The organism is Thermanaeromonas toyohensis ToBE (assembly GCF_900176005.1).
In the GTDB taxonomy this organism is placed as follows: Bacteria; Bacillota; DSM-521; order Neomoorellales; family Neomoorellaceae; genus Thermanaeromonas; species Thermanaeromonas toyohensis.
The window spans coordinates 2,945,074-2,969,635 of sequence record NZ_LT838272.1 but is presented as its reverse complement, the minus strand read 5'-3'; the positions used below and the strand labels follow the sequence as shown (position 1 = coordinate 2,969,635).

Genomic DNA, 24,562 nt, shown 5'->3' with positions numbered 1-24,562 from the left:
GGTAAAAAAGGTGGGCTTCGGAGCTGATTTTATTCTGGGTTTACAGCGAGCTGTCACGCCCTACAATTTGATGGCATGCCTTTTAGGAGCGGTCTTGGGAACCATTACTGGTGTTTTACCAGGATTGGGTCCGACTGCTGCAATGGCAATGCTACTACCTTTGAGCTTTGGAATGGATCCAAGTGCCGGGATCATAATGTTAGCTGGCATTTATTATGGCGCAATGTATGGTGGTTCAACTACAGCAATCTTAGCAAGGATACCGGGAGAGACTGCATCGGTAATTACGTGTATAGACGGCTACGAAATGGCTAAAAAGGGACGTGCTGGGGCAGCGATGGCGGTTGCGGCAATTGGCTCCTTCGTGGCGGGAACTATAGGTGTAATAGGCTTGCAGTTTTTTGCTCCGCCGCTGGCTAGGTTCGCGGTTCGTTTTGGACCTGTCGAATATTTTGCTCTTGCCGTTCTCGGCCTTATATTACTAAGCAATCTGACCGGCAAATCTATGCTCAAGACACTACTTATGGTTTTAGTGGGGATAATGCTAAGCACCATTGGGCTTGACCCGCGTGAAGGTGTTAAAAGGCTAACGTTTGGGCTTACTGATTTAGAGTTGGGCATCGACTTTAGTCTAGTTGCCATGGGCCTTTTCGGGATTAGCGAAGTGCTAAGAGTAGTAGGTAGTAATGTACAGCAGGGTTATGTTAAAACTCCGAGGCTACGAGAGCTATATCCCACGAAGGAAGAACTACGACGTTCCGTCATGCCTATGTTTAGGGGGGGAATTATAGGTTTCCTGATTGGATTTCTACCTGGGCCGGTAAATTTTATATCATCCCTCGTGTCATACCAGCTAGAAAAAAAGTTATCAAAACATCCGGAGGAATTTGGAAAGGGCGCCATTGAGGGTGTAGCGGGGCCAGAATCAGCAAATAATTCCGCTAGCGCTGGTGCCATGGTACCGCTGTTATCGCTAGGTCTACCCTTTAACTCAGCAACAGCCATCCTCTTAAGTGGGTTACTGGTGCATGGTGTTACAGTAGGGCCGTTACTAATTCGCCAGCACCCAGACCTATTTTGGACAGTGATTGCCAGCATGTATATTGGGAATATAGCACTGCTGATTTTTAATTTGCCACTAGTAGGAGTATTTGCCTCCATAATGAGGGTGCCAGCGAAGATTCTTATGCCTCTAATACTGCTAATTACTCTTACTGGTGCCTACAGTATTGATAACAACATCTTTGACCTTTGGCTAGTAATGGTGTTTGCAATTGTTGGGTATTTTGCCGAGAAGGCGGGGTTTGATGGTGCCCCTCTTATTGTAGGCCTTGTTCTTGGAAGGACGCTGGAAACGGGACTCAGGGCTGGGTTAGTATTAACAAACGGTAGCATAGTGCAGTTTTTCGAAAGACCAATATCTGGGATAATGTTAGGAATAGCAACTGCCATTTTACTGTATAGAGGGTTCAAGTACATTACAACGGTGTATTTACGTAGTAGCGAAGCGCGTTAGTAGAGGATAAGGAGAATTGTCTAATATTATCCATTTAGAAAGGGGAGCTGCTGTAGGATGGAAGGAGGGATACATGAAATGAAGTAGAGGTCTAGTCGGTAGGCGAATATAATCTGAGTTCTGTGAGTAACCGGGACCCCACAAAAAAGAAAAATTTGAGGTTGGGAGGGGAGGAACAATTATGAAACTTTACGAAAAGGCGCGGTATATTGCTATCCTTGTAGCTACTATGCTTGTACTGGCCCTCGTTGGTGGCTGTGGTAAAGGTCAAACCAATACCAGCTCCTCGACTACGTCAGAAACGAAGGTGAGCAAGGAAAAGTTTCCTAAGCAACCTATCAACCTAATAGTACCTTTTGCTGCGGGCGGAGGAACTGACCAGACGGCGAGAAAGCTCGCGGAGTTAATACAGCGGGACGGAGTAACCGTTGCCGTTGTTAACAAGCCGGGCGGAGGAGGAAATATAGGGTTCACTGAAGTTGCTAAAGCTAAACCCGATGGTTATACCATAGGCTTTGCTACAGCGAACCTGGCGATAAACAATGCCATGGGACTTTCAGAACTAAGTTATAAGGACTTTGAGGCGGTTATCGGTGTTAACACAGAAAGTGGTTTCATTAGTGTCCGCAAAGACAGTAAGTATAAGACAATCCAAGACTTAATTAACGACGCCAAAGCCAACCCGGGCAAGCTAAAAATCGGAGTTGGGGCTGCCGGTAGTCCTTGGTTAATGGGCTTGTACAAGTTGAAGGACAAGACAAACATCAAGTTTGATATTGTTACGGCTAGCACCGGTGGTGCTGAGGTAGCTAGCCAGCTGTTGGGTGGGCATATTGATGCTGCATGCCATGCACCTAGCGATTTTGCAGGTCTGTTAAAGTCTGGTGATTTTAGGCCATTAGCAGTACTGGGCGAAAAGAGAAGTCCGCACTTCCCGGAAGTTCCTACTCTAAAAGAGGCTGGATACGATGTAACCCAATATGGTCCTAGGGGCATAATTGCTCCTAAGGGAACTCCTCAAGATGTACTTGATAAGATAAGGGAAATCTTTAAGAAGGCACTAGATAGCCCTGAATACCGGGAGTTTCTCAAAGCTCAGCTTCTGGAGCAGTTCGACTTGAGCGGGAGCGAATACGCTAAATTTCTTAAGGAGGAGCAGGACACGTATACGGAATTAGCAAATAAGTTCAGCTTAAAGCAACAGAAGAAGTAGCCAGCTAAACCTCTAGTTATTTCAAGCTCTGTCAACGACCTTAGGGAAGAGGGGCTTTTCTGATCGAGAGAAGCCCCTCTTCCAACAGCCGTTATGCGTATCGGCGAGGAAAGTTAAACAAGAAAGAGAGATGGAACCCGCATGCACATAATTACGGAGCCGTTGCTGGAAGAGGGTCTCAGAATTTTGCAGACCGTGGGAGAGGTCAAAGTCCTAGAACATCCTAGCCAGGAAGTTTTAGTGAAGGAAATTGTGGATGCCGATGCGATAGTAGTCAAATTTGCCAAAGTAACCCGAGAGTGTATAGAGGCTTCCAAGCGTTTGAAGATAATAGCTAAACACGGTGTAGGAGTTGATAACATTGATGTCGAAACGGCAACGCAACGGGGGATTTGGGTTACTAACGTACCGAGTGTTAACGCAGATTCGGTAGCGGAGTTTACAGTTGGCCTTATTTTGGCTGTGGCGCGAAAAATACCCGAAGGTGTAGAACAAATTAAGGCTGGTGAGTGGAGGAGAGAGAGCTTGTTGGGGATGGAACTTAAAGGAAAGTGCTTAGGAATAGTGGGATTTGGAAATATAGGCCAGAGGGTTGCACGGAAAATAAGCGGGTTTGAGATGAGAGTGATTGCCTATGATCCCTATGTCTCAGAAGAAAAGTTCCTACAATATGGCGTGGAATTAGTTGACCTTAATACCCTTTTGAAAGAGGCTGATATTATAACTCTTCACCTGCCTCTAAACAGGGAAACGAGAGGCCTAATCGGTGAAAAGGAACTGAGAATAGTCAAATCTTCAGCGTTTCTTATCAATGCTGCGAGAAGCGAGATTGTGGAAAAATATGCTTTATTGTCAGCTCTAAAGGAAAAAAGACTAGCTGGTGCTGCGATAGATGTATTTGATAATGAGCCGCCCTCACCTGACGATCCGCTGTTAAAGTTGCCAAACGTTATTGGAACACCGCACATTGCAGCGATGACCAGAGAAGTTCAAGAAAAGATTGTAAAGACTGTTTGCGATGATGTGGTCAGAGTTCTGAATGGTCAAGTTCCACTTAATCCTGTCAACTGGGTCGAAACCTAATGCTAGAGTGGGAGGAACGCAATTGTGAAATCTGTAGAAGCATCCCGTTTAGAAAAGTTTGCTGTTGAAGCATTAATTAGAGTTGGTGCGACGGAAAGCGATGCAAAAACCGTAGCGACGTTCCTGGTACGTGCTAGCCTGCGGGGAATTGACTCCCATGGTATTATGAGGCTACCGACTTATGTGAAGCGAGCGAAACAAGGGCTTATTAATACCCATGCTAGAATTAGAGTGGTGTCGGAGGTCGGCTCTCTGGCTTTGGTAGATGGTGACAATGGCTTCGGCCAGGTAGTTGGTAAGGAAGCCATGGATTGGTGCATCAAGCGAGCAAAAGAGACAGGTATTGCTGCAGCAGCTATAAGAAACAGTAACAATTTTGGAGCGGCTAGTCTGTTAGCGATGCAAGCTTCGGAAAAAGGGATGATAGGGTTTGTCTTTACAAATACAGCGCCAGCCATGCCTCCATGGGGCGGTACAACCTTGACCCTAGGTACAAATCCCATTGCTTGTGCTGTACCGTCGGACTTAGGCTTTCCCATTGTCATGGATATGTCCACTACTGTGGTAGCCAGAGATAAAATAAGGGCGATGGCGAAACAGGGCAAGAAGATACCTCCGGGCTGGGCTTTAGACAAGTTAGGTCGGCCGACAGAAGATCCACTGGAGGCGCTGGACGGAATCTTATTGCCCGTTGGAAGCCACAAAGGATATTGCTTGGCTTTTATGGTTGAGGTGTTGTCTGGGGTTTTATCTGGTTCGCTGTTCGGGCGAGATGTACGGCAGATATATGATTTCACAGGACCACAAGGTGTGGGGCACTTTGTAGGGTGCATTAATATTGAAGGTATTATGCCTTTAAACGAGTTTAAGCACCGACTTGCCCAATTGATAGCTCAAGTAAAAAGTTCTGATTTAGCTGAAGGATGCGAGAGGATATATTTACCTGGTGAGATAGAGTTCAATATAGAGCAGGAAAGATTGCGGACGGGTATTCCAGTTCCTGAGGAAGTTATAAGGGAATTGGCCAACCTAGGAGAGTATGAAGGGCTGGAACCTCTCCTTACAATATAAAACGTATCGAAGGTATGACACCGACTAGTCAATGCTGTTTATGTGAGGCGTGTCTTCTTTTTATCCGAGGGCATCGATGCTCTTGGCACGGGAAGGAGTCATATCGTGGACATTGCTCAAAGTCACAGCTGAAAACTACGAAATTATTGGTCAAAAGTTAGTTAAAAGCCGACATAGGAGGGCATGCTTGTGCCTGAAGTTGTAATGCTGGAAAAGGACTATTGGTATTAGTAGCTACCGCCGCGGGTCCACTACGTTCCGGTACCCACTCTGAGCGGCGTACCGGCAGGCCGCATTTACATTTGTCGTTGGTATTGCTCGCTTTCGTCATGGTGCCGGGTAGATTAGAGGATTTAGGGCGACGAACTTATGAAATTGATCCATGGGCTGATGAGCGGAAAGGTGTTGGTGTGTCCCAAGTTAAGATAGGCGGTGAAGGGCCCACGGGCGCATTTTTCACTGTAAAACAGGGGAGAGTCGGAATTATTACTATTGACAAACTTAGGTAGCGAGTAAAGTAGCGGGCTAAGATATTGATCTAGAATATAAAAGGTGAAGCAAATTATTTAGACCTAAACAGGTATTTATTGTCCCTGCCTTGATTTCTTCGCCATGGCATAAGTCATTTCCGGCAAAACCCAAACAAAACTGAAATTGGAGTTATGCCTCGAGATATCTGTACTAAGGGCCAGGGTAGGTGTAATTTCTAGAATCGGGACAATGACCTATAAGATTAGGGTCCAATTTAACGTATAAAGGGAGCGGTCAATTTACATGTATCGGTATAAGATGGATATCCAATTGGAGGTATAGAGTGGCTGGGTGTCAAGAAGGTATCCATTCCCCGTAAGGGGAGGCGCAGCGCCAAGCACAAAGCGGAGGTGGACAAGCTTCAATGGGGTATGCATTAACAAACGTAGGATCCTTCCTTTATGCTGTACTGGCCATAGTGATAATAGATTTAGCTTTATCTGGCGATAATGCTGCTGTGATTGGCCTGGCCATAAAGGACCTTCCAGTGGAACAAAGGAAGACCGCAGCAATTATAGGGGCGGGTGGGGCTATTTTATTGCGAGTGATACTCACAGCTATAGCCACTCTACTTTTAAAGATACCTTACCTCAGCGCCATCGGTGGAGCTATCCTACTTTTTATCACATGGAAGTTAGTGAAGCAGGAAGAAGAGGAAGAAAAAGTGGCTTCGAGCACGCGTTTCTGGAGTGCGGTAGTTACCATAATTGTGGCTGACCTTTCTATGGCTTTTGATAACGTTATGGGAGTAGCAGGGGCGGCTCATGGCAATGTCTGGTTGGTTATATTTGGGCTAGCGTTGAGTATACCTATATTAGTTGCGGGAAGCAACTGGTTGGCAAGTTTGATGAACAAATATCCGCTTATAATTTACGTTGGTGCTGGTGTACTGGCACATACGGCATTTAAGATGATTTTTCATGATGGGGGGCTAGCACTGGCAGAGCACATAGGAGTTATGCTGGTCGGGGTTATTCCAGTTCTCGCGGGCATAATGGTTGTAGCGTGGGGAGTGGTAGAGAACAAGAGAAAACAGCGACGAGTGGGAAAGGGTTCTTTAGAACTCCCTAAAGTAGAGTGACAAGCTCTCATAGAGCTCGATAGCGCGGCCGGATTAGGGGCAATGGGGAGAAGGTTCTTCCTGCTTGAGCAGGGGGACATCGGGCTTAAACTGACAGCGGCAGTTGACATTGATATACTAGTAATTCTGTTCGTTTGTGATTCTGTCAGAGTAGAAGTGGCTCTAATAAGGTGTGCGGGGTTTCCATGGCTTACGCCATGGATGGTCTTGAGCGGGCCTACGAATTGAAGTAGTACCCGCTTTTTCATTGAGTTCAGTAAGAGGCGCAGGCTGGGTATTAATCTGTGTTTTAGTACAAGGGGTGATGTTGTACTGTCCCCCAATAATTTGGACTTAAACGACCAACACGCCACGGCTCGCATTATTTCGCTGAAATTCATCGTAGAACGCCTACCTCGGTACCGAAATTTGCTCTTTGAATTCCTCAGTGTATTGTCTTATTAACAAAACGGGCTTGACCTCCCTCTGGTAGCTCAAATCCATCACTAGGAGCCTTGGTAAATATTTTCCCCGTGGGCAGGAGAAACCGGATTTACGGTGAAGTTTTTATAGGCCTGATTTGAAAATATGGTATCCATAAAATACCAGACAAATATATGGAGGAAATAGAAAATTATGCTGCTCTAGCAATTGCCGCAACGGCATCAAAATCTAACCAATCACCCGGCTTTATCCTATTACGGACAGCAAGTTACCTATGGTGAGCTGGTTAAATGGATCGACGCTTATGCCAGTTTATAGAAACCGGTCCCCGAAAACCTACCCCCTTGTGGGGTAGGATGAAGGGGGCGTAATTACAGGGAGTATTGCTGAAACGATCACAAGAGCGGTACAGGAGATATGCGACGCTTACGGTTATGACCTGATCCAGATGGAAACCATGCCTGACCACCTGCATATTTTCCTCTCTGCTCCCCCAACCGTGGCTCCAACAGAGATCGTCAAGCAGCTCAAAAGTATCACCGCTAATAGGGTATTTGCCACGTTCCCAGGTCTAAAAAAGAAGTACTTCTGGGGCAGCGGCTTCTGGAGCAGGGGCTATTATATCGGCACTGCTGGTAATGTCACCGCCGAAACCATCTGCAGGTACATTGAGAAACAGAAGTCTCCCCGGAAGGAGGTAAAAAGAAGATGAGCTGGTTAAAGAACAGCACCTTAGCTAAAAAAGGTATAACCAAGCCAGAAGGTGATGTATTGGTAGAAAAAATACCCCTCCGGTTAAAGCCTGAGGAAGAGGTACTAGCCAGGGAAATCCAGAGAGAATCCGCCAGGGTATGGAATACCGTGATGACCATCCACCGCCTCTTCTGGCTAAGGTACGGCATCTGGATAGACGAAGCCATGATGAAGGAGTTCCTGAAGGGAAGATTCGAAGTTCACTCCCAAGACGTACAGGCCATCGTTGAGACCTACTACGAATGCTGGGAGAGGACGAAGAAGCTGCATAAAGAAGGCCATACGGAATGGCGCTACCCCTGGCGGCTGAAGCGGTATTTTACTCCCACCTGGAAGGTCACTGGTATTACCGCAGAAGATGGCTATCTCAGGCTGTCCAACGGCTGGAAGAAGCCCCCGCTTAAAGTAAAGCTACCCGAAAGGCTGAAGGGGCTGAAGATAAAGCAGGTCCAGCTAGTGTGGCGCCGCAACGGGTACTGGCTGCACATAGCGGTGGTGAAGCCCGCCCTGGAGAAAGTACAGGGGGACATCGTGGCGGCAGCCGACCCCGGTGAAGTCCACGCCCTAACCTTGACTGACGGTAAGGAAGCCCTGGTCATCAGCGGGGGGCACCTGCGGTCGCTGCACCGCCTGCGCAACAAGACTTTGAGGAAATTTCAGAAGGCCCTTTCCCGCTGCAAGAAGGGCTCCAACCGCTGGAGGAAGCTCCTTGAGGCGAAGTACAGGTTCTTGAACTGGGTAGAGGCCCAGATATCCCACGTGGAGCACGCCATCACGAAAATGGCGGTCGACTGGTGCGTGGAGCGCGGGATGAAGAAGGTCTACATTGGCGACCCTCAAGGTGTAAGGAAGCAGGACTGTGGCCGCTACCACAACCAGCGGATGCACCAGTGGGACTTTGGACGGCTGCGCGACTTTCTCGGGTACAAGCTGAATCGGCATGGCATTGCCCTGGAACAAATCAAAGAAGGCAGTACTTCCGGCACATGCCCTGTTTGCGGCCACTATACGAAGCAGAGCGGCCGGGTGTTCCGGTGCGGGAACTGCGGCTTCAGCGGGGTTCACCGGGACGTAGTAGGTGCTTCGGGCATACTGGACTTGGCGGTGAACGGCCGCTTTACTGAAGGCCGAGACCTGCCCCGGAAGGTGGTATACTTGCGGCCGTCTGTGCTGGCCCCGGTGGCTAAAAAGTGCAGGAAGGCCGCAGCAGCCTGATGAAGGCGGAGACGTATCTACGCTGAGTAGTAGATGCCCATGGACCGGGCCATCCGGCATCTGGGGCTAACCTGGGTGCCAGGATGTAGCGCACTGAGGGGGAGTAAGACCTGCCTTCAGGCAGGCGTCTCCCGGTGAGGTGCTGAGGGCCGTCGGGGCTATCCCCGGCTTCCCCAGGAAGCCGCCGGGCTCGTCCAGGTGGAGGTTCACCCCCGTGAAGTAGAGGAATGTCTCCTAACCCACCCAGCCGTTTTGGAAACAGCGGTAGTAGGCGTCGGTGACTCCCTCAAGGGGGAAACGGTAAAAGCTTATATTGTTTTGAAAGAAGGAGCCTCTGTCGACAGGCGGCAAGAGTTTTTGAAAGAGCGCCTAGCCCCTTATAAGATCCCTAGGATATTTGAATTTGTAGCAGAATTACCCAAAAGCCCGACGGGTAAGGTGCTGAAAAGACTATTAAAGGGGTAGGAAAGCCGCCTTTTCTACCCCCATAGTATTTTTCCAAAGCTCCAGTAAGTACCTTGAGGGGGCCTTCTATTATGCTATAATGTTATTGATTTAAGAGAGGGGGCCGGAGAAAATGGGTATGATTAATGTGGCTAGGGAGGAAGCTACACCGGGGAGCCTAAAACTAAAATTAAAATATTTAACCGTCGAGTGGTTGGAACGGCGAGGGGTAACCTTGGAGGATATGGCTTCCCTGGTTTATTCTATTCAGAAAAAATATATTCCTACTTTAACCCTTAAAGAGTGTCTGGAGAGTGTAGAAAGGGTGTTGGAGAAACGGGAAGTACAGAATGCTGTTTTTACTGGGCTTTCCTTGGATGAAATGGCTGAGAAGGGGATGTTCGCCGAGCCGTTATCCACCATGTTGCGCAGCGACGATAGCCTATACGGGATAGATGAGGTATTGGCTTTAAGTATAGTTAATATTTATGGTTCCATCGGTCTCACCAATTTCGGGTATTTAGATAAAATAAAGCCTGGTGTTATTGGTAAAATCAACGAGAAAAAAGGCCAGCAGGTGAACACCTTTTTAGATGATCTAGTAGCTGCTATTGTAGCAGCGGCTGCAGCTCGTTTAGCCCACAGGGAACGGGATAAGGAATGAGCTCCAAAGTTCTATAGGTAACTGCTAAATTACAGACGGCTTCCGGGCGAAAACATTTTCGCCCTTTAATTTTTTTATAGAAAAAAGAGGGATCGGCTGTTCTTCGTCGAATACTACGTAAGTAATAGTGAAGTTTTTGTCTCTATGTGATATTATACTTAACGAAGCTAAAGCGGAGGGATTCCCATGGAAGGCAAAATACCCTTTGGACCTACTTATGAAGAGATGCTTTATCCGGAGAAGATCGACCCTGAGATACGGCAGAGGGCGCTAAAGGCCCTTAAGGAGGATGAGCTGGATCCCATAAACCTTTTTAACATCACCTGGAAAGATGAAAATAATCAGGTGCGGAAGCTGGTATTACCCCCGGAACTTACAGGAGTAGACGCCAATATAGTGGTACTCTTGGGACGGTATTTCCCTTCAGGATCCCACAAAGTGGGACCAGCTTATGCTACGCTGATTGAGGGATGTGTAGACGGGGTTATACGGCCAGGTGAACATACTATTTTAGGCCCTTCTACGGGCAATTTCGGTATTGGCGTAGCTTACATTTGCCGGCTTATGGGGTATAGGGCTATTGTTATTATGCCAGATAGTATGAGTGATGAAAGATACGAGCGCATTCGTAAATATGGCGGGGAACTGGACTTAACTCCTGGAACGGAATCTGATGTGATCCTTACCTTGAAGCGTACTTATGAACTGAAAAAGGATCCTAAAAACTTTGCCCTGGCTCAATTCGAGCTTTTACCCAACTACCGGTTCCATCGGTATGTTACCGGCAATTCGGCCATTGAGGCGGTCCGGGATGTAGGCAATGGCCGCATAGCTTGCTTTGTCTCCGCACCAGGTTCAGCCGGTACCATCGGCGCAGGAGATGAGATTAAGAAGGTTTTTCCAGAGTGTAAAGTGGCAGCTCTGGAGCCGTACGAGTGTTCCACCCTGGCTACTGGGGGACGTGGGCAGCACCGGATTGAGGGCATCGGGGACAAAATGTGCACATTAATCCATAACGTGCTCAATACCGATTTTGTGGTGTTGATCCACGACGATGATTGTGTGAAAGGGCTTAAGCTTATCCAAGACGGTACCGAGGTCCTGATAAAAATGGGGGTTAAGGAAGAAAAAGCCTTAGAGTTAAAGGATAACTTCGGTATCTCTGGTATATGCAACATCCTGGGGGCCATTAAAATGGCTAAATTTTTGCGGCTAGGCCCTGGTGACAACGTAGTGACCATCGCTACCGATGGTTTTGACCGCTATCGTTCGGTTCTGGATGACCTGGAGCGGCGGACCTTAGAGATTACGGATTTTGTTCTGGAACGCTGGTACCGGGATATTTTCCTGCGGGCTAATGAGGAATATATATACGATTTCCGCAAGCCAGAAGCTAAGGAACGGCTTTTTGCTCAAAAAGAGCAAGATTGGCTTCCCTTCGGGTATACCAAGGAATATCTAGATGCCATGCGGAGCCCCAGTTTCTGGGAGGATGAGTACGCCAAGATAAAAGAGTATGATGAAAAAATCCGGGCTTTAAGGTAGATTAAGGGCGGGCAAAAACAGGTCTTGCGGGGTATAAGCAGGGATGTTGCTTCAGCCCTAGCAATTAAGCTGACAGAACAAGAAGGAGGGGGCAAGGATGCGCTTAAGTTTAATAGTGAATGGGCAGTCCAGGACCCTGGAAGTACAGCCGGAGGCTACGTTATTGGAAGTTTTACGGGATCATTTGCGGCTTACAGGGGCCAAAAACGGGTGTGGAGAAGGGGTCTGCGGAGCCTGTACTGTTTTGCTAAACGGGCGGCCGGTGCGGGCTTGCCGCTTGCCTGCCTATAAAGCTATAGGCCAGGAAGTATTAACCGTGGAGGGCTTATCATTACGGGAGAAGGAAATTTATGCGTGGGCCTTTACCTCCGCTGGAGCAGTTCAGTGTGGCTTCTGCACGCCGGGTATGGTGATGGAAGCTAAGGCCCTCTTGGACCGCAATCCTGATCCTTCCGAGGAAGAGATACGGCAAGCCTTTAAGGGGCATCTCTGCCGTTGTACGGGTTACCAAAAAATTATCACGGCCGTTCAAGCTGCTGCGCGGGCCTTACGAGGAGAGATCAAGCCCGACCAGGGAGAAGAAGCAGGTATGGGCAGGCGTTTCTTCCGGCCCGAGGCTCCGGCTAAAGTACTGGGCCAGGCTATCTATGTGGATGATCTGGTATTTCCCGGCATGCTTTATGGCGCCGTCCTTCGTCCCCCTTATGCCCGGGCTCGCCTTGTGTCCCTGGATGTAAGCCCGGCTTTACAGATCCCTGGGGTGGTAACTGTTCTTACGGCTAAGGATATACCTGGGGAGCGGTATCAGGGGCTTATCTTTAAGGATTGGCCTGCTTTGGTAGCTGTAGGTGAAGAGGTACGCTATGTAGGTGATGCCATAGCCTTGGTGGCTGCCGAAAGCCCGTATATAGCACGAAAGGCTTTAGAGAGCATAAAGGTAGAGTATGAACCCCTACCTCCTGTAACCAGCCCTGCTGAGGCTTTGGCCCCAGGAGCACCCTCTTTACATCCTAAGGGGAACGTTTTAAGCGAGACTAGAATACTTAAGGGTAATGCAGAGGAAGCTTTAAAATCTTGCGCTTATGTAGTGACCAATACTTATCGTACTCCCTTTACAGAGCACGCCTTTTTAGAGCCGGAAAGCGCTATAGCTGTTCCGGAAGGGGAAGGCCTGACCATATATACCAGCACCCAGGGAGTATATGAGGTCCAGGAACAAATTGCCTCCCTTTTAGGGCTCCCCCCGGAAAAGATCCGGGTGATAAATCAATACGTGGGTGGAGCTTTCGGAGGCAAAGAGGATTTGAGCGTCCAACACCATGCGGCCCTCTTGGCCTGGGCTAGCAGGCGGCCAGTAAAGATAACTTTAAGCCGTCGCGAAAGCATCCTTGTGCACCCCAAGCGGCATGCCATGGAGATCAAGCTTACTACAGGCTGCGATGAGGAAGGTCGCCTGGTAGCCCTGGTGGCTGAAATTACCTCTGATACAGGTGCTTATGCTTCCTTGGGTGCCCAAGTTTTAGAGCGAGCTTGTACCCATGTTACTGGCCCTTACCGGATTCCCCATGTTAAGATTTACGGGCGGGCAGTATACACCAATAATCCACCAGCGGGGGCTTTCCGGGGGTTCGGTGTACCCCAGGTGACCTTCGCTTGTGAAAGCCAACTGAACCTCCTGGCCCAGAAGATCGGTAAGTCGCCCTGGGAGATACGCTGGATAAATGCCCTAGAGCCAGGGGATACCATAGCTACTGGTCAGGTGGTAACGGAAGATGTAGGGATTAAAGAGACGCTTTTGGCTGTAAAAGAGGTTTTTGAGAGCAGCCCTTATGCCGGTATCGCTTGTGCCTTTAAAAACGTAGGGTTAGGAGTGGGCACGAGGGATATCGGGAGGGCTAATCTGGTAATAAGGGAAGGTAAAGTTTTAATCTATTCTGGTGCAGCCTGCTTAGGTCAAGGGCTAGAATCTGTACTCATCCAAATAGTAGCCGAAGCTACAGGCTTGCCGGCAGAAAAAATAGAAGTAGTCCTGGCCGATACTGCCCTCACTCCTGACGCTGGAATCACTACGGCTTCCCGCCAGAGCCTTTTTACTGGGGAAGCTGTCCGGCGAGCCGCTAGCGAGCTCGCTCGAGAATTAAAGGAATATGCCCTTGAAGAGCTAGAAGGCCGTACCTTCGCTGGTGAATTTTACGGGGTTACCGATCCTATCAACTCTGGGAAAGAGCATCCGGTTACCCATGTGGCTTACGGTTACGCTACGCACGTGGTCATACTGGATGAGGAAGGCCGGGTAAGCAAAGTGGTAGCGGCCCATGATGTGGGCCGGGCTATTAATCCTTTAAATATAGAGGGCCAGATCGAAGGCGGCGTGGTCATGGGGCTAGGTTTTGCTTTGACCGAAGATTTTCCTGTAAAGGAAGGTATCCCCCAGTACCAGCAAATGGGCCGTTTGGGTCTTTTCCGGTTTACCCAGGTACCCCGTATAGAGACCATTCTGGTGGAAAAGGGAGGCACCCAGTACGCCTTTGGAGCCAAAGGGTTGGGCGAGATAGCCAGTATACCTACTGCTGCCGCTGTAGCGGGAGCCTACTTCCGCCGGGACGGAATCTTTAGAACCTCTTTACCGCTAGAGGGCACTCCCTATAGGAGAAGGAAAAAGGAAGAGGAGTAAAAGTGATTTTAAGTGGGAAGTTGTTGGAAAGTTATTATTAGGGTTATAAGGGGAGAGGATGAACTACAATTATGTCTGATATGTTCAACGTGCTAGGGCTCCATTGTATAAACTGTGGTAGAACATACCAGCCGGAAGTGGGCCTATACACCTGTCCCCATTGCGGGGAAAAGGAAGGTATTCTAGATGTAGATTACGATTACGATTACATTAATAGGGCTATCTCCCGGGAAAGCTTGCGGAAAAATTGCGAGACTTCTATGTGGCGTTATCGTCCTTTCCTCCCTGTAAATCAAGAAGGGGAACTTCCTCCTTTACGCGTGGGATGGAGCCCCTTATATGAGGCTAAGCGTTTAGCCCAGGAACTAGGCCTAAAGTACCTTTACATTAAGGATGACGGGGTGAATCCCACGGCTTCCCTTAAGGATCGGGCTTCGGCCATAGCTGTGGCCAGGGCATTGGCCGAAGGGGCTAAAGCTGTAGCTTGCGCCTCTACCGGGAATGCAGCTTCTTCTTTAGCCGGGGCTGCTGCTGCTGTGGGGTTAAGGGCCTTTATCTTTGTTCCAGCCAGGGCACCCCAGGGCAAGATAGCCCAGCTCCTTGTTTTCGGAGCTACTGTGGTGAGCGTGCAGGGTTCCTATGAGGATGCTTTCCGGCTTTCAGCTCAAGCTATAAAACGTTGGGGATGGTACAACCGTAATGCAGCCATCAATCCCTACCTGGTGGAAGGAAAGAAGACGGTTTGCCTGGAGGTGGCTGAGCAGCTGAACTGGGAGGTCCCCGACTGGGTAGTAGTTTCTGTAGGAGATGGTTGCACCATCGCGGGGGCCTGGAAAGCTTGGGTAGACCTGTACCGTGCCGGGTGGATCGATAGGTTCCCCCGTATGCTAGGAGTCCAGGCTGAGGGTTGCTGCCCTATTACCCGGGCCTTTAGAGAAGGCGGTAAGGTCCGTCCCATGGAGGAAAATACCCTGGCCGATAGTATAGCGGTAGGGGTGCCCCGCAACCCGGAAAAAGCCCTGCGGGCTGTGCGCCATTCAGGAGGTACTATGATCAATGTTAGCGATGAAGAAATACTTAATGCTATGCGCTTGCTCGGTAGGACTACGGGCGTATTTGGGGAACCTGCCGGGGTAGCAGGGTTAGCTGGCCTTATCCGGGCTGTAAAGGAAGGGGTAGTAAAGCCCCAAGAGAAAGTGGTGTGCCTAGTAACAGGGAACGGTCTAAAGGATGTAGCTAATGCCATTAAGGCTACATCAGCACCTTTGAGTTTGCCCCCGGATATGGAAAAACTGGCTTTAGCCCTAAAACCTCTACTATAAAGATAAAAGATAAAGGGAGGGGGACCCTTTGGCCTGGCTGATTAAAGGCGGTTGGGTAGTTACGGCGGAAAAAGTAGAGCAGGCTGACCTATTGATAGAGGGAGATAAAATTGTGGCCCGGGGGCCGGGCTTAACTGCCGCTTCTGCGGAAGTCCTGGATGCACGGGGGAAATATATTCTGCCCGGGATTATTGATGCCCATGTCCATTACCAGATGCCCATAGGAAACTTGTGGACGGCAGATGATTTTTACACCGGTACAGTGGTAGCCGCGTGCGGTGGGGTTACTACAGTTATTGATTATGCGGAACCCACCCGGTCTGAAGATAGGTTAGAAGAAGTAATTGAACACCGCCTTAGAGAAGCTAAGGATAAAGTGGCGGTGGATTTTAGTCTTCACCTGGTACTTCTTCCAGGACATGAAGACGATAAAAAAGCTTTACAGGCAGCAGTCGACCGGGGTCTAGTTAGCTTTAAAGTTTTTACTACCTACAACCAGCGCTTAAGCTATGAGGCTATCGGAAAGTGTATACAAAACGCTAAAAAACTTGGTGCTTTGGTAACTGTGCATGCTGAAGACCATGACCTAGTTATGTCCGCTCGGAAAAAGCTTGAGGCAGAGAAGCGTACTTCAGCCCATTACCACGCCTTGAGCCGGCCTCCAGAGGCAGAGATAGAGGCTGTGCGACGTCTGCTCCATATAGCTAAGGAGTGCCAAGCTCCCCTTTACTTCGTCCATGTCTCTACCGGGGGAGCGGCCGAACTTATCGCTGGTGTTCGGAAGGAAGGCTTGAAGGTTTTTGGAGAGACCTGCCCTCATTACCTGCTCCTTACAGAGGAAGTTTATGCTACAAAGGATGCCCCTCTCTACCTCATGTGCCCTCCCTTACGGAAGGAACAAGACAATCGTAAGCTCTGGCAGGCCCTAGCGGAGGGTCATCTCCAGGTAGTAGCCACTGATCATTGTAGTTATACTCCGGAGCAGAAAGCGGCCGGTACAAGCTTTTGGGACACCCCCGCTGGAGTCCCAGGCACGGAAACCCTTCTCCCCCTTCTTTATTCCTATGGCGTCCGGGAAGGCTGGCTAAGTTTACCGCAGCTTGTGCAGGTTCTTTCCACTAACCCGGCCAGGCTTTTTGGATTGTACCCACGAAAGGGGGATCTCAATCCCGGAAGCGATGCTGATATCGTAATTTTTGATCCCCGGAGGGAACTGCAACTCAATGCTAAGGTGCTCCATTCCGCGGCAGGATATACACCCTTTGCTGGCCATACTTTAAAGGGATATCCAGAAGCTACTTTTTTGCGCGGGGAACTTATCTATTACCAAGGGAGATTCTTAGGCCGCCCGGGCCAGGGCCAGTTTATTCCTGGTAAGCGGCACTAACGGGCTTCTTTTTGGGTTGCTTTAAGGGGTAAGAAGGGATAAAATTATCCCTAGTTCCCCTTGGAGAGAAGGTAAAAAAATGCTTGAGCGTGGGTCAGAAGAGCAGGAGTGTAGCCTAGAAGAAAAACGGTCATCCTCCCGTGTAGGTTATATGGAAGCTATTTTGGCCTGCCTACTTTACGGTGGCAATACCATAGCCGGGCGCCTGGTGGCTCCCCAGGTACCACCTGCGGCCCTATCTATGATCCGGGGGATGTTGGGCTTACTGGTGCTAGCCCCTTTCCTCTGGCAGAAGCGAAAGATTGTTAGACTTGAGAAGGGGGATATATGGCGGCTAGGCCTTTTGGGTCTAATGGGTATTAGCTGTGCCTATATTACTTTCGCCTGGGCCTTAAAGAATACCACTGCCGTTAATGCAGCCATTATTTTCGCTACCTTCCCGGCCGTTACCCTAGCCTTGCTAGCCTTATTTTGGCGGGTACGGCCTAAAGCCTCCCAGATGGGTGGAGTGGTTATAGCCTTTGTTGGGCTCCTCTTAGTTATTCTTAAAGGTTCCCTTACCCGGCTTTTAACCCTTTCCTTTCATCCAGCGGATGGCCTTCTGTTACTTAACGTGCTGGCGGTAGCCTTAAATAACATCTGGGGACAGAGCTTGATGCGCCGCTATCCACCCTTAATAGTGGCGGGGTATAGCCTTCTCTTTGGGACCCTCGGGCTTTTACCATGGGGTCTTTGGGAAATGGTTAGCTACGGCTGGCACTTGTCTTTTACTGGGTGGCTGCTTGTCCTTTATATGGGCCTTATTATTTCCGGGTGCGGTGTGCTTCTTAATTTCGAAGCGGTACATCGGATTGGGAGCGGGCCAGTAGCTATATTTAATAATCTAAATCCTATCTTCGCCATCATCCTGGCCGCGCTACTACTTAAAGAGCCTTTATTCCCTTATCACGTGGTGGGTATTTTCTTAGTATTAACTGGAGTGACCCTTTCCTTATGGGCTGATCTAACCCAGGATGAGAAATACCAAGCTAAGCGTTCTAGTCGGCGACATCCCTGTCCTAAACGGAGTTGCTGCGAAGGGTAGCAGCTTTTTCTGCCTGGTACTCGAGGCGGAGCCGGGTCGTAAGGGGTCCTGGCTTAGCTTTTCCTATAGGTTGGCCGTCTACATAGGTTAAGGGCATGATCTCCATAAGGCTGTTAGTTAGGAAGGCCTCTTCGCCCGCCAGAAGATCGGTGGGGGAAAGGGGTTTTTCTTTTACTTTAAGTCCCAGGCGGGCGGCGAGCTTCAAAACCCGGCTGCGGACGAGCCCTGGCAAGGGTCCACTTTCCAGGTTAGGAGTAAAAAGTGTACCTTTCCTGACTACAAAAAGGTTGCTACGGCTACCTTCAGCTAGGAAACCGTCAAGATTAAGTAAAATAGCTTCTTGGGCACCCCGGCTACGGGCTTCGTTCCAAGCTAAGAGATATTCTAGGTAATTCATAGTCTTAAAGGCGGAGAGGGGGGAACGGTGATTTTTTCTAATTTTGGAAATACAGGCAGTATAACCCCGGGCGTAATCTTCTGGAGTATACGGCAGGCTAGCCTGGGCTGTAACTAACAGGTGGTAACCGCTACTACCTAGGAGCAGGTTAAGGCGGGCCCGGCCCAGGATAACCTTGTTGGCGGAAATAGTGGTCTTAATCGCCTGGCCTAAGGTGCTTAAGTCAGGGACTTGCCAGCCCAGGTATTGGGCACCAGCGGTTAAACGCTTAAGGTGCTCTTCAAGGAAGAGGGGTATTCCTTCTTCTACCCGGATAGTTTCAAAAAGGCCTGCTCCATAAAGGAAGCCTGGCTCGGCAGGGTTTATGTCAATTTCTTTTAAGGATTTAAGAAAACCGTTAAAGTAAAGGATGCTGGACATAAAACTCCTCCTCAAAGCCTAGTTCCTTAAGGGCCGGCAAGTTGGGACTTATAACCCTAATGCCTTAAGGAGACCGCAGGCTTTATCCAAGGTTTCTTGATATTCGCTTCCCGGATCAGAATCAGCCGTTACCGCCCCTCCGGTTTGAAAGTAGGCCCTGTTTCCTACTATAAGGAAAGTGCGTATGGCTATGTTCCAGTCCGCTTCTCCATTGAATCCTAGATACCCAAGGGATCCTGTGTATACGCTCCGGCGTACCGGCTCTAACTCCTCTATAATCTCCATGGCTCGAATTTTAGGGGCCCCGGTTATAGAGCCACCAGGGAAAGTAGCCCGCCATAAGTCTACCATATCTTTATCTTTCCGTAAGGCGCCGGTTATGGTGCTTACCAGGTGAAAGACGGTAGCGTATTCTTCCAACACAAAAAGTTCAGGTACCTTTACCGAGCCTACTTCGCATACCCGTCCCAGGTCGTTACGCTCCAAATCGATAATCATAACCAGCTCGGCACGATCTTTCTCGCTCTCCCATAGCTCCTTACGTAAGGCCTGGTCTTCGGCTGGTGTCCGGCCCCGGGGCCTGGTACCTTTAATAGGTCTGGTCTCTACCTGGCCCTTACTTACGCGCAAGAATCTTTCCGGAGAAGCGCTTACAATAACCCCCTCCTCCAAGGGCAAATAAGCAGCGAAGGGCGCGGGGTTAAACTTTCGGAGACGGAGATATAACTCTAAAGGGTGGAAAGGGAGCCTGGTCTCAAATCGCTGGGATAAGTTTACCTCGAAGATATCCCCGGCGGCTATGTAGTTTTTAGCGCGTTCTACAGCTCGGCAATATGTGTCCCGGGTGAAGAGGGAGGAGATGCCTTCTGCTTTATCATTTTTTCTTGTATCCAGGGCTGGCAGAGGCCGGACCTTCAGCAGTCGCTCCTCTACTTCTTTAATACGGGCAAGGGCTAGTTTGTAGGCCGCAGTACCGGAGGCTGGGAAGCCGTGGGCTGCTACATACACCCTTTCTTCCTGGTGATCGATTCCCACTACTGTAGCATAAAAGGCCAGGTAGCCTTCGGGGAAGGGCAAATCATCCCTGGCCCACTGGGGCAAGCGTTCAATGTAGCGGCCTAGATCGTAGGCCAGGTAGCCCACTATTCCCCCAATAAAGGGCAGGGGGTGGGGTTGGGTGAAGGGTTGCTGGTATCTTATGAGGAGCTGACGGATTACGTTCCAAGGGTTATCTAGGACGGTTATTTTCCCTTTACCGGCTTCTTCTATAGTAGCTTGGAAGCCTTTGGTTTTAAGCACTAGAAAGGGGTCCCAGCCTAGAAAGGAATAACGTCCCAGACGTGGGTGTTGTAAGGCGCTTTCCAGAAGAAAGCTCCCGGGACGCCCGCCGGTTAAATTTATATATAGGGCCGCCGGGTCAGGCGGGGCTTTAACTTCAGTAAGCAGGAAAGGTAAAGATGTCTTTAGCATAGTACTCACCGTTTTTACCTTATACTTCTACACTAGGCAAACTCATATTTATTATGGCACAATGGAGAACAAGAGGGCTATAATTTTTAGGTGAAAAAGATAAGGTAGCAAAGGGAGGTAACTAGGGGTTTCATGGCCATGGTTCGTGCCTATTTTAATATACGCGGCCGCGTACAGGGGGTAGGCTTCCGTTATTTCGCCCGAGAGCACGCGGTAGCCTTAGGTATAAATGGATGGATCCGTAATTGCTACGATGGTACAGTAGAAGGCGTGGCGGAAGGCCCGCGGGAAAAGGTAGAGAAGTTTTTATCTTTATGCCGGCAAGGGCCGCGTTGGGCCCAGGTGGAAGGGATGGAGGTTAGGTATGAGGAACCTCAAGGAGAGAAAGGATTTACGATCAGGGAGACTATTTAACTTTTCTGGTGGGAGGTATTTTTACCTTGAGTAAAAGATTAGGTATCTTGACAGGAGGCGGGGATTGCCCGGGGTTAAACGCAGTTATACGGGCAGCGGCTAAGACAGCTTACGCTTACGGGTACGAGCTTTATGGCTTCCTGGATGGGTACACCGGGGTGGTAGAAGGCCGGTATATTAAACTGGACCCGCCGGCCATATCAGGCTTGCTTCACCGGGGCGGGACCATCTTGGGAACTAATAACCGCAGCGATCCCTTCCATTTTCCTGTACAGGAAGGGGACAAAATAGTCTACCGCGACATGTCGGGAAGAGCGGTGGAGCTTTTGGAGAAGCTAGGGATCGAAGTTCTTTTGGTAATCGGTGGCGACGGAACCTTAGCTGGTGCCCGAGATTTAAAGGCTAAAGGGGCCCGGATTATTGGGATACCCAAGACCATTGACAATGATCTCGCGGCTACTGACCAGACCTTCGGTTTCGATACAGCCGTACGCACGGCCACCGATGCCCTGGACAAATTACATACTACCGCGGAATCCCATCACCGGGTAATGGTGTTGGAGCTTATGGGCCGCTATGCTGGCTGGATAGCCTTGTATAGCGGTTTGGCTGGAGGGGCCGATGTAATACTTATACCGGAGATACCCTGGACGGTGGAGGGAGTTATTAGGAAGATCGAGGCCCGCAGGGCGGAGGGCAAACCATTTAGCATTGTGGTGGTTGCCGAAGGAGCAAGGACTCCTACAGGTGAGCTGGTGGTCCAGCGCCGGGTTGAAGGTAGCGTGGAGCGGTTAAGGCTGGGTGGCATCGGGCAGCTGGTGGCTCAGATGATTGAAGAGAAGACAGGGATTGAGACCCGGGTTACTGTACTGGGTCATATCCAGCGTGGGGGATCGCCGTCTTCTTATGACCGGGTTCTGGCTACGCGCTTCGGGGTGGCAGCCGCAGAGCTGGCCATAAGAGGTATCCACGGAGTTATGGTGTGCCTGCGGGGGAACGATATTTCTTACGTACCCCTGGAAGAAGTGGCCGCTCAACCTCGCACTGTACCAATAGATCATCCTTTAATTCGTACAGCCAGGGCCATAGGTATAAGCTTCGGAGACTAAAAGCTTTAGTAGTAATGTAGAGGTGGAGGGAACTAAGCAGTTGGGCAGGCAGAAAGGGCTAATCTTCATATTGCTGCTTATTTTTAGCTTGTTCTTTGTGAGGATTTGCTCCGGGAACCGGGTCGGGGAGGAAACTTGGAGACCAAGCTTTAAGGTAGGATATGCTTCCCAGGTAGCAGAGGAAGGGGTAGGCAAGGGCTCTCCTAAAAGGGATACCCTTGAGTGGGAAAGACCCTCTCGGGAACTTATCAACACCTATGATGGATTTAAGATAGGTATCCCTGAGGGATGGGAGGCTGAGATCCTTCCAGGGGTGGCTACTATCTTAACCCGGCCCAGCTTAGCCAAACTTTCCATTTTTGTACAGCCCTTAGAGAAAATCACGGCTGAAGAATATATTCTATACAGTAACCGGAGCTTGCAGGAAGGTTGGGCCACGATAAAGGTACGGGAATTTAAAAAGCTCAACATCAAGGGTTACCCTGCCTGGATATGGGAGTGGACGCGGGATAAGGTGGCTCCTGGTGATCTCAATTACTACCGGGAATATCATTTGTTAGTTTCTCGTACAGTCTATACTTTCCTGCTTAAAACCGATGCTGAACACTTCCGGGAGGCCGTTCGATACTTAACCTATATTCTGCAGAGCTGGCGCCCTTTACCTCCAACCGATAACCCTACTTTCCCTGAACCGCAACGGGTAGAGCGCGAGGTACGCATCGAAGGCCTTCATCACCGTCTAATTATCCCCAAGGATAAGACATTATGGGGGATCCTAAATCCCCATAAGCTAGGAAAACTGGAGTATTTCCGGCAGCTTATCCCCTTGGAAAAGAAGCTGGGTCATAAATTTGAGTTCCTTATAACCTATGCGGCCTTTGATACCCGCTTCGATTGGGGAGAGTTACGAAGGTTATATGATGATGGGCGCATTTTAATGGTGGCCCTGCAGCCTTGGTGGTACGGCAAGAAAAACGATACCTCGCTAATTGAGCTTTTAAAGGGTAAGTATGATGATATTCTCCGAGAGTGGGCCCGCCAGTTTAAGACAATCGGGGATCCTGTGTTTGTACGTTTTGGGAATGAAATGAACGGCGACTGGTCCACGTGGAGCGCTTGGTTTTATGGGAAAGATACCGATATTTTCAAGATGGCCTGGGATTATGTGTACAGGATCTTTAAAGAAGAGGGAGCTACGAATGTTATCTTTGTGTTCAATCCCCATGATCGCTCATTTCCTAACTTCAAGTGGAACCACTACCTTCTTTACTATCCTGGAGACCAGACTGTGGACTGGATAGGACTCACCGGATATAACAATGGTACTAGCTACCCGGCTGACCTTTGGCGGGAATTCGATGCTATTTACGGCCCCCTCTATAAGGAATACATGTATTATTTTAAAGACAAGCCCTTTATTATTACAGAGTTCGCCAGTAACGAAGTAGGAGGAGATAAAGCTAATTGGATAAGGCGGGCCATGGAGAGCCTGGCTACCAACTACCCCAACATTAAGATCGCCGTCTGGTTTAACCAGATAGACGGTAAGTGGCTCTATAACCTGGATTCTTCGCCGGCAAGCTTTACAGCCTTTGCCGAAGGGCTAAAAAAAGAGCCGTATCAGTTCCGGGCCGTCTGGCCCCGGGATTAAGGAGAAGCTCGCAGTTCCCAGATGCGCGGGTCTTCCAGGCCTAGGCGCCAGACTCCGATACCAGGAAGGTTGTACTCCCGCACCAGCTCAAGCTTTTTACTAAAGCTCCGCACATCCTCAAACCATACTACATGGGGGATGTTGTCTTCGACATAGCTAAAGGTGGATTCTTGGGCGGCCTCGTCATAATAGATGTTAACACCCAGGCGTCGGGCAAGCTCTATGGCTTGGCTATGGGAGAGGGTTCTGGGGGTACGCGCTCCTTCAGCCCAGTCGTAACCATAAACAGCCATACCGAGGCGGATTTTTTCCCGGGGGATAACGGTTACAGCATAGTCCAGCACCCGGCGGACAAAACCCACGGAAGCGATAGGACCGGGTGTACTGAAATGTTCGTCGTAAGCCAGAATATAGACCTGGTCACTAAGGGCTCCTAGTTCCGGGTAACTAAAAGCACCGGAGAAGGGGTGGCGGGGGTTATCTTCCAGTTCTGCTGGTACGGAAATGGTAGTTAAGAAGCCTGCCAGGCGGAGGGCTTGGAAAAGCTCACGCATAAAGCCGGTTAAGAATGGACGATCCTCCGGAGGCACAAATTCAAAATCGATATTGACACCGGCAAAACCCCAGCGGTACATGAGGGTTAAGATATTGTTTACCAAGGTCCGGCGCAAGTTAGGCGTAGTAAGCAAGCGGTGAATCAGGGGGCCGTACTGGGGACTAGAGTAGTTGTGGACTATGGCCAGCACCGGGAGATTGTATTGGCGTATGATCGCTAGACCTTCAGCATCGGCTTGATCCACCAGGGTTCCGCTTTCGGTTACGCCAAACCAGAAGGGTAGGATATATTTTAACTTGCGTCCGTGGCTGCGTAAAGAAGCTAGCCCTGGGGGGTCGGGAACATAATACCAATTGTTTTCTAGTTGCCGTTCCTGCAAGGCCATGCTTGGAAAACACCTCCTCGTCGTATATTACATAATATGTTATTCTGTTCTGGGACGCAGCTTCGAAAGAGGTTATCCTACACTTATTGCGAAGATCGGTAAGAAACTTGGGGAATAAAGCCTATTGTCACACGCAAGAAGGGGGACGCTCTTA

19 protein-coding genes and 1 pseudogene are annotated in these 24,562 nt (G+C 49.5%); 17 read left to right on the top strand and 3 right to left on the bottom strand.

Annotation, left to right across the window (positions count from 1 at the left end):
- Positions 1 to 10: 10 nt before the first annotated feature.
- The 14 genes and pseudogenes from B9A14_RS14985 (at position 11) to B9A14_RS14915 (ending at position 18,006) form a co-directional block, all read left to right on the top strand.
- Positions 11 to 1,516, top strand: a complete 1,506-nt coding sequence (locus B9A14_RS14985) for a tripartite tricarboxylate transporter permease (protein ID WP_197686527.1) — start codon at positions 11 to 13, stop codon at positions 1,514 to 1,516.
- Between the two features lie 181 nt (positions 1,517 to 1,697).
- Positions 1,698 to 2,729, top strand: a complete 1,032-nt coding sequence (locus B9A14_RS14980; protein ID WP_084666637.1) for a tripartite tricarboxylate transporter substrate binding protein — start codon at positions 1,698 to 1,700, stop codon at positions 2,727 to 2,729.
- Positions 2,730 to 2,870: 141 nt separating this feature from the next.
- A complete protein-coding gene (locus tag B9A14_RS14975) occupies positions 2,871 to 3,812 on the top strand; it encodes a hydroxyacid dehydrogenase (RefSeq protein ID WP_084666636.1) in 942 nt (313 codons plus the stop codon).
- Between the two features lie 24 nt (positions 3,813 to 3,836).
- On the top strand, positions 3,837 to 4,883 hold the full coding sequence (locus B9A14_RS14970; protein ID WP_172839178.1) for an Ldh family oxidoreductase: 1,047 nt from the start codon (positions 3,837 to 3,839) through the stop codon (positions 4,881 to 4,883).
- Positions 4,884 to 5,778: 895 nt separating this feature from the next.
- A complete protein-coding gene (locus B9A14_RS14960; RefSeq protein WP_084666633.1) occupies positions 5,779 to 6,495 on the top strand; it encodes a TerC family protein in 717 nt (238 codons plus the stop codon).
- Between the two features lie 793 nt (positions 6,496 to 7,288).
- Positions 7,289 to 7,630: an IS200/IS605 family transposase gene (gene tnpA, locus B9A14_RS14955; protein WP_197686639.1), complete on the top strand. Its 342-nt coding sequence runs from the start codon at positions 7,289 to 7,291 to the stop codon at positions 7,628 to 7,630.
- Positions 7,627 to 8,886 carry an RNA-guided endonuclease InsQ/TnpB family protein gene (locus tag B9A14_RS14950; RefSeq protein ID WP_084666632.1) on the top strand — a complete coding sequence of 420 codons (1,260 nt, stop codon included), beginning with the start codon at positions 7,627 to 7,629 and terminating at the stop codon, positions 8,884 to 8,886. The genes tnpA and B9A14_RS14950 overlap by 4 nt, the downstream gene beginning before the upstream one ends.
- 204 nt (positions 8,887 to 9,090) lie before the next feature.
- Positions 9,091 to 9,351: pseudogene (locus B9A14_RS14945) on the top strand (AMP-binding enzyme); the annotation flags it as partial.
- 112 nt (positions 9,352 to 9,463) lie between these two features.
- Positions 9,464 to 9,994, top strand: coding sequence for a phosphatidylglycerophosphatase A family protein (locus B9A14_RS14940; RefSeq protein WP_231967817.1), 531 nt, complete (start codon positions 9,464 to 9,466; stop codon positions 9,992 to 9,994).
- Between the two features lie 186 nt (positions 9,995 to 10,180).
- Positions 10,181 to 11,539 (top strand): PLP-dependent cysteine synthase family protein, encoded by a 1,359-nt coding sequence (locus tag B9A14_RS14935; protein ID WP_084666631.1) that lies wholly within the window; start codon positions 10,181 to 10,183, stop codon positions 11,537 to 11,539.
- Between the two features lie 97 nt (positions 11,540 to 11,636).
- Complete coding sequence (xdh, locus tag B9A14_RS14930) at positions 11,637 to 14,213, top strand: selenium-dependent xanthine dehydrogenase (RefSeq protein ID WP_084666630.1); 2,577 nt, start codon at positions 11,637 to 11,639, stop codon at positions 14,211 to 14,213.
- Between the two features lie 80 nt (positions 14,214 to 14,293).
- The gene (locus tag B9A14_RS14925) at positions 14,294 to 15,535 is read left to right on the top strand and encodes a threonine synthase (protein WP_084667190.1); all 1,242 of its coding nucleotides are present in this window, start codon (positions 14,294 to 14,296) and stop codon (positions 15,533 to 15,535) included.
- A gap of 28 nt (positions 15,536 to 15,563) precedes the next feature.
- Positions 15,564 to 16,922 (top strand): dihydropyrimidinase, encoded by a 1,359-nt coding sequence (gene hydA / locus B9A14_RS14920; RefSeq protein WP_084666629.1) that lies wholly within the window; start codon positions 15,564 to 15,566, stop codon positions 16,920 to 16,922.
- Positions 16,923 to 17,001: 79 nt separating this feature from the next.
- A complete protein-coding gene (locus B9A14_RS14915; protein ID WP_084666628.1) occupies positions 17,002 to 18,006 on the top strand; it encodes a DMT family transporter in 1,005 nt (334 codons plus the stop codon).
- On the opposite strand, the gene B9A14_RS14910 is transcribed toward B9A14_RS14915, so the two are convergent.
- Together B9A14_RS14910 and pabB are read right to left on the bottom strand one after the other, a co-directional pair.
- Positions 17,981 to 18,823, bottom strand: a complete 843-nt coding sequence (locus tag B9A14_RS14910; protein ID WP_084666627.1) for an aminotransferase class IV — start codon at positions 18,821 to 18,823, stop codon at positions 17,981 to 17,983. The genes B9A14_RS14915 and B9A14_RS14910 overlap by 26 nt on opposite strands.
- 48 nt (positions 18,824 to 18,871) lie before the next feature.
- Entirely contained in the window at positions 18,872 to 20,293 is a 1,422-nt protein-coding gene (gene pabB, locus B9A14_RS14905) for an aminodeoxychorismate synthase component I (protein ID WP_084666626.1), read from the bottom strand.
- A gap of 132 nt (positions 20,294 to 20,425) precedes the next feature.
- On the opposite strand from pabB, the gene B9A14_RS14900 reads away from it, so the two are divergent.
- From B9A14_RS14900 to B9A14_RS14890, 3 genes are read left to right on the top strand one after another with little or no spacing between them, the layout of a single operon-like run.
- Positions 20,426 to 20,707, top strand: a complete 282-nt coding sequence (locus B9A14_RS14900) for an acylphosphatase (protein ID WP_084666625.1) — start codon at positions 20,426 to 20,428, stop codon at positions 20,705 to 20,707.
- A gap of 26 nt (positions 20,708 to 20,733) precedes the next feature.
- A complete protein-coding gene (locus B9A14_RS14895; RefSeq protein WP_084666624.1) occupies positions 20,734 to 21,816 on the top strand; it encodes a 6-phosphofructokinase in 1,083 nt (360 codons plus the stop codon).
- A gap of 40 nt (positions 21,817 to 21,856) precedes the next feature.
- Positions 21,857 to 23,467 carry a glycoside hydrolase family 26 protein gene (locus tag B9A14_RS14890; RefSeq protein WP_084666623.1) on the top strand — a complete coding sequence of 537 codons (1,611 nt, stop codon included), beginning with the start codon at positions 21,857 to 21,859 and terminating at the stop codon, positions 23,465 to 23,467.
- On the opposite strand, the gene B9A14_RS14885 is transcribed toward B9A14_RS14890, so the two are convergent.
- Positions 23,464 to 24,408: a glycosyl hydrolase family 18 protein gene (locus tag B9A14_RS14885; protein WP_084666622.1), complete on the bottom strand. Its 945-nt coding sequence runs from the start codon at positions 24,406 to 24,408 to the stop codon at positions 23,464 to 23,466. The two genes, B9A14_RS14890 and B9A14_RS14885, sit on opposite strands and share 4 nt — an antisense overlap.
- Between the last annotated feature and the right edge of the window lie 154 nt (positions 24,409 to 24,562).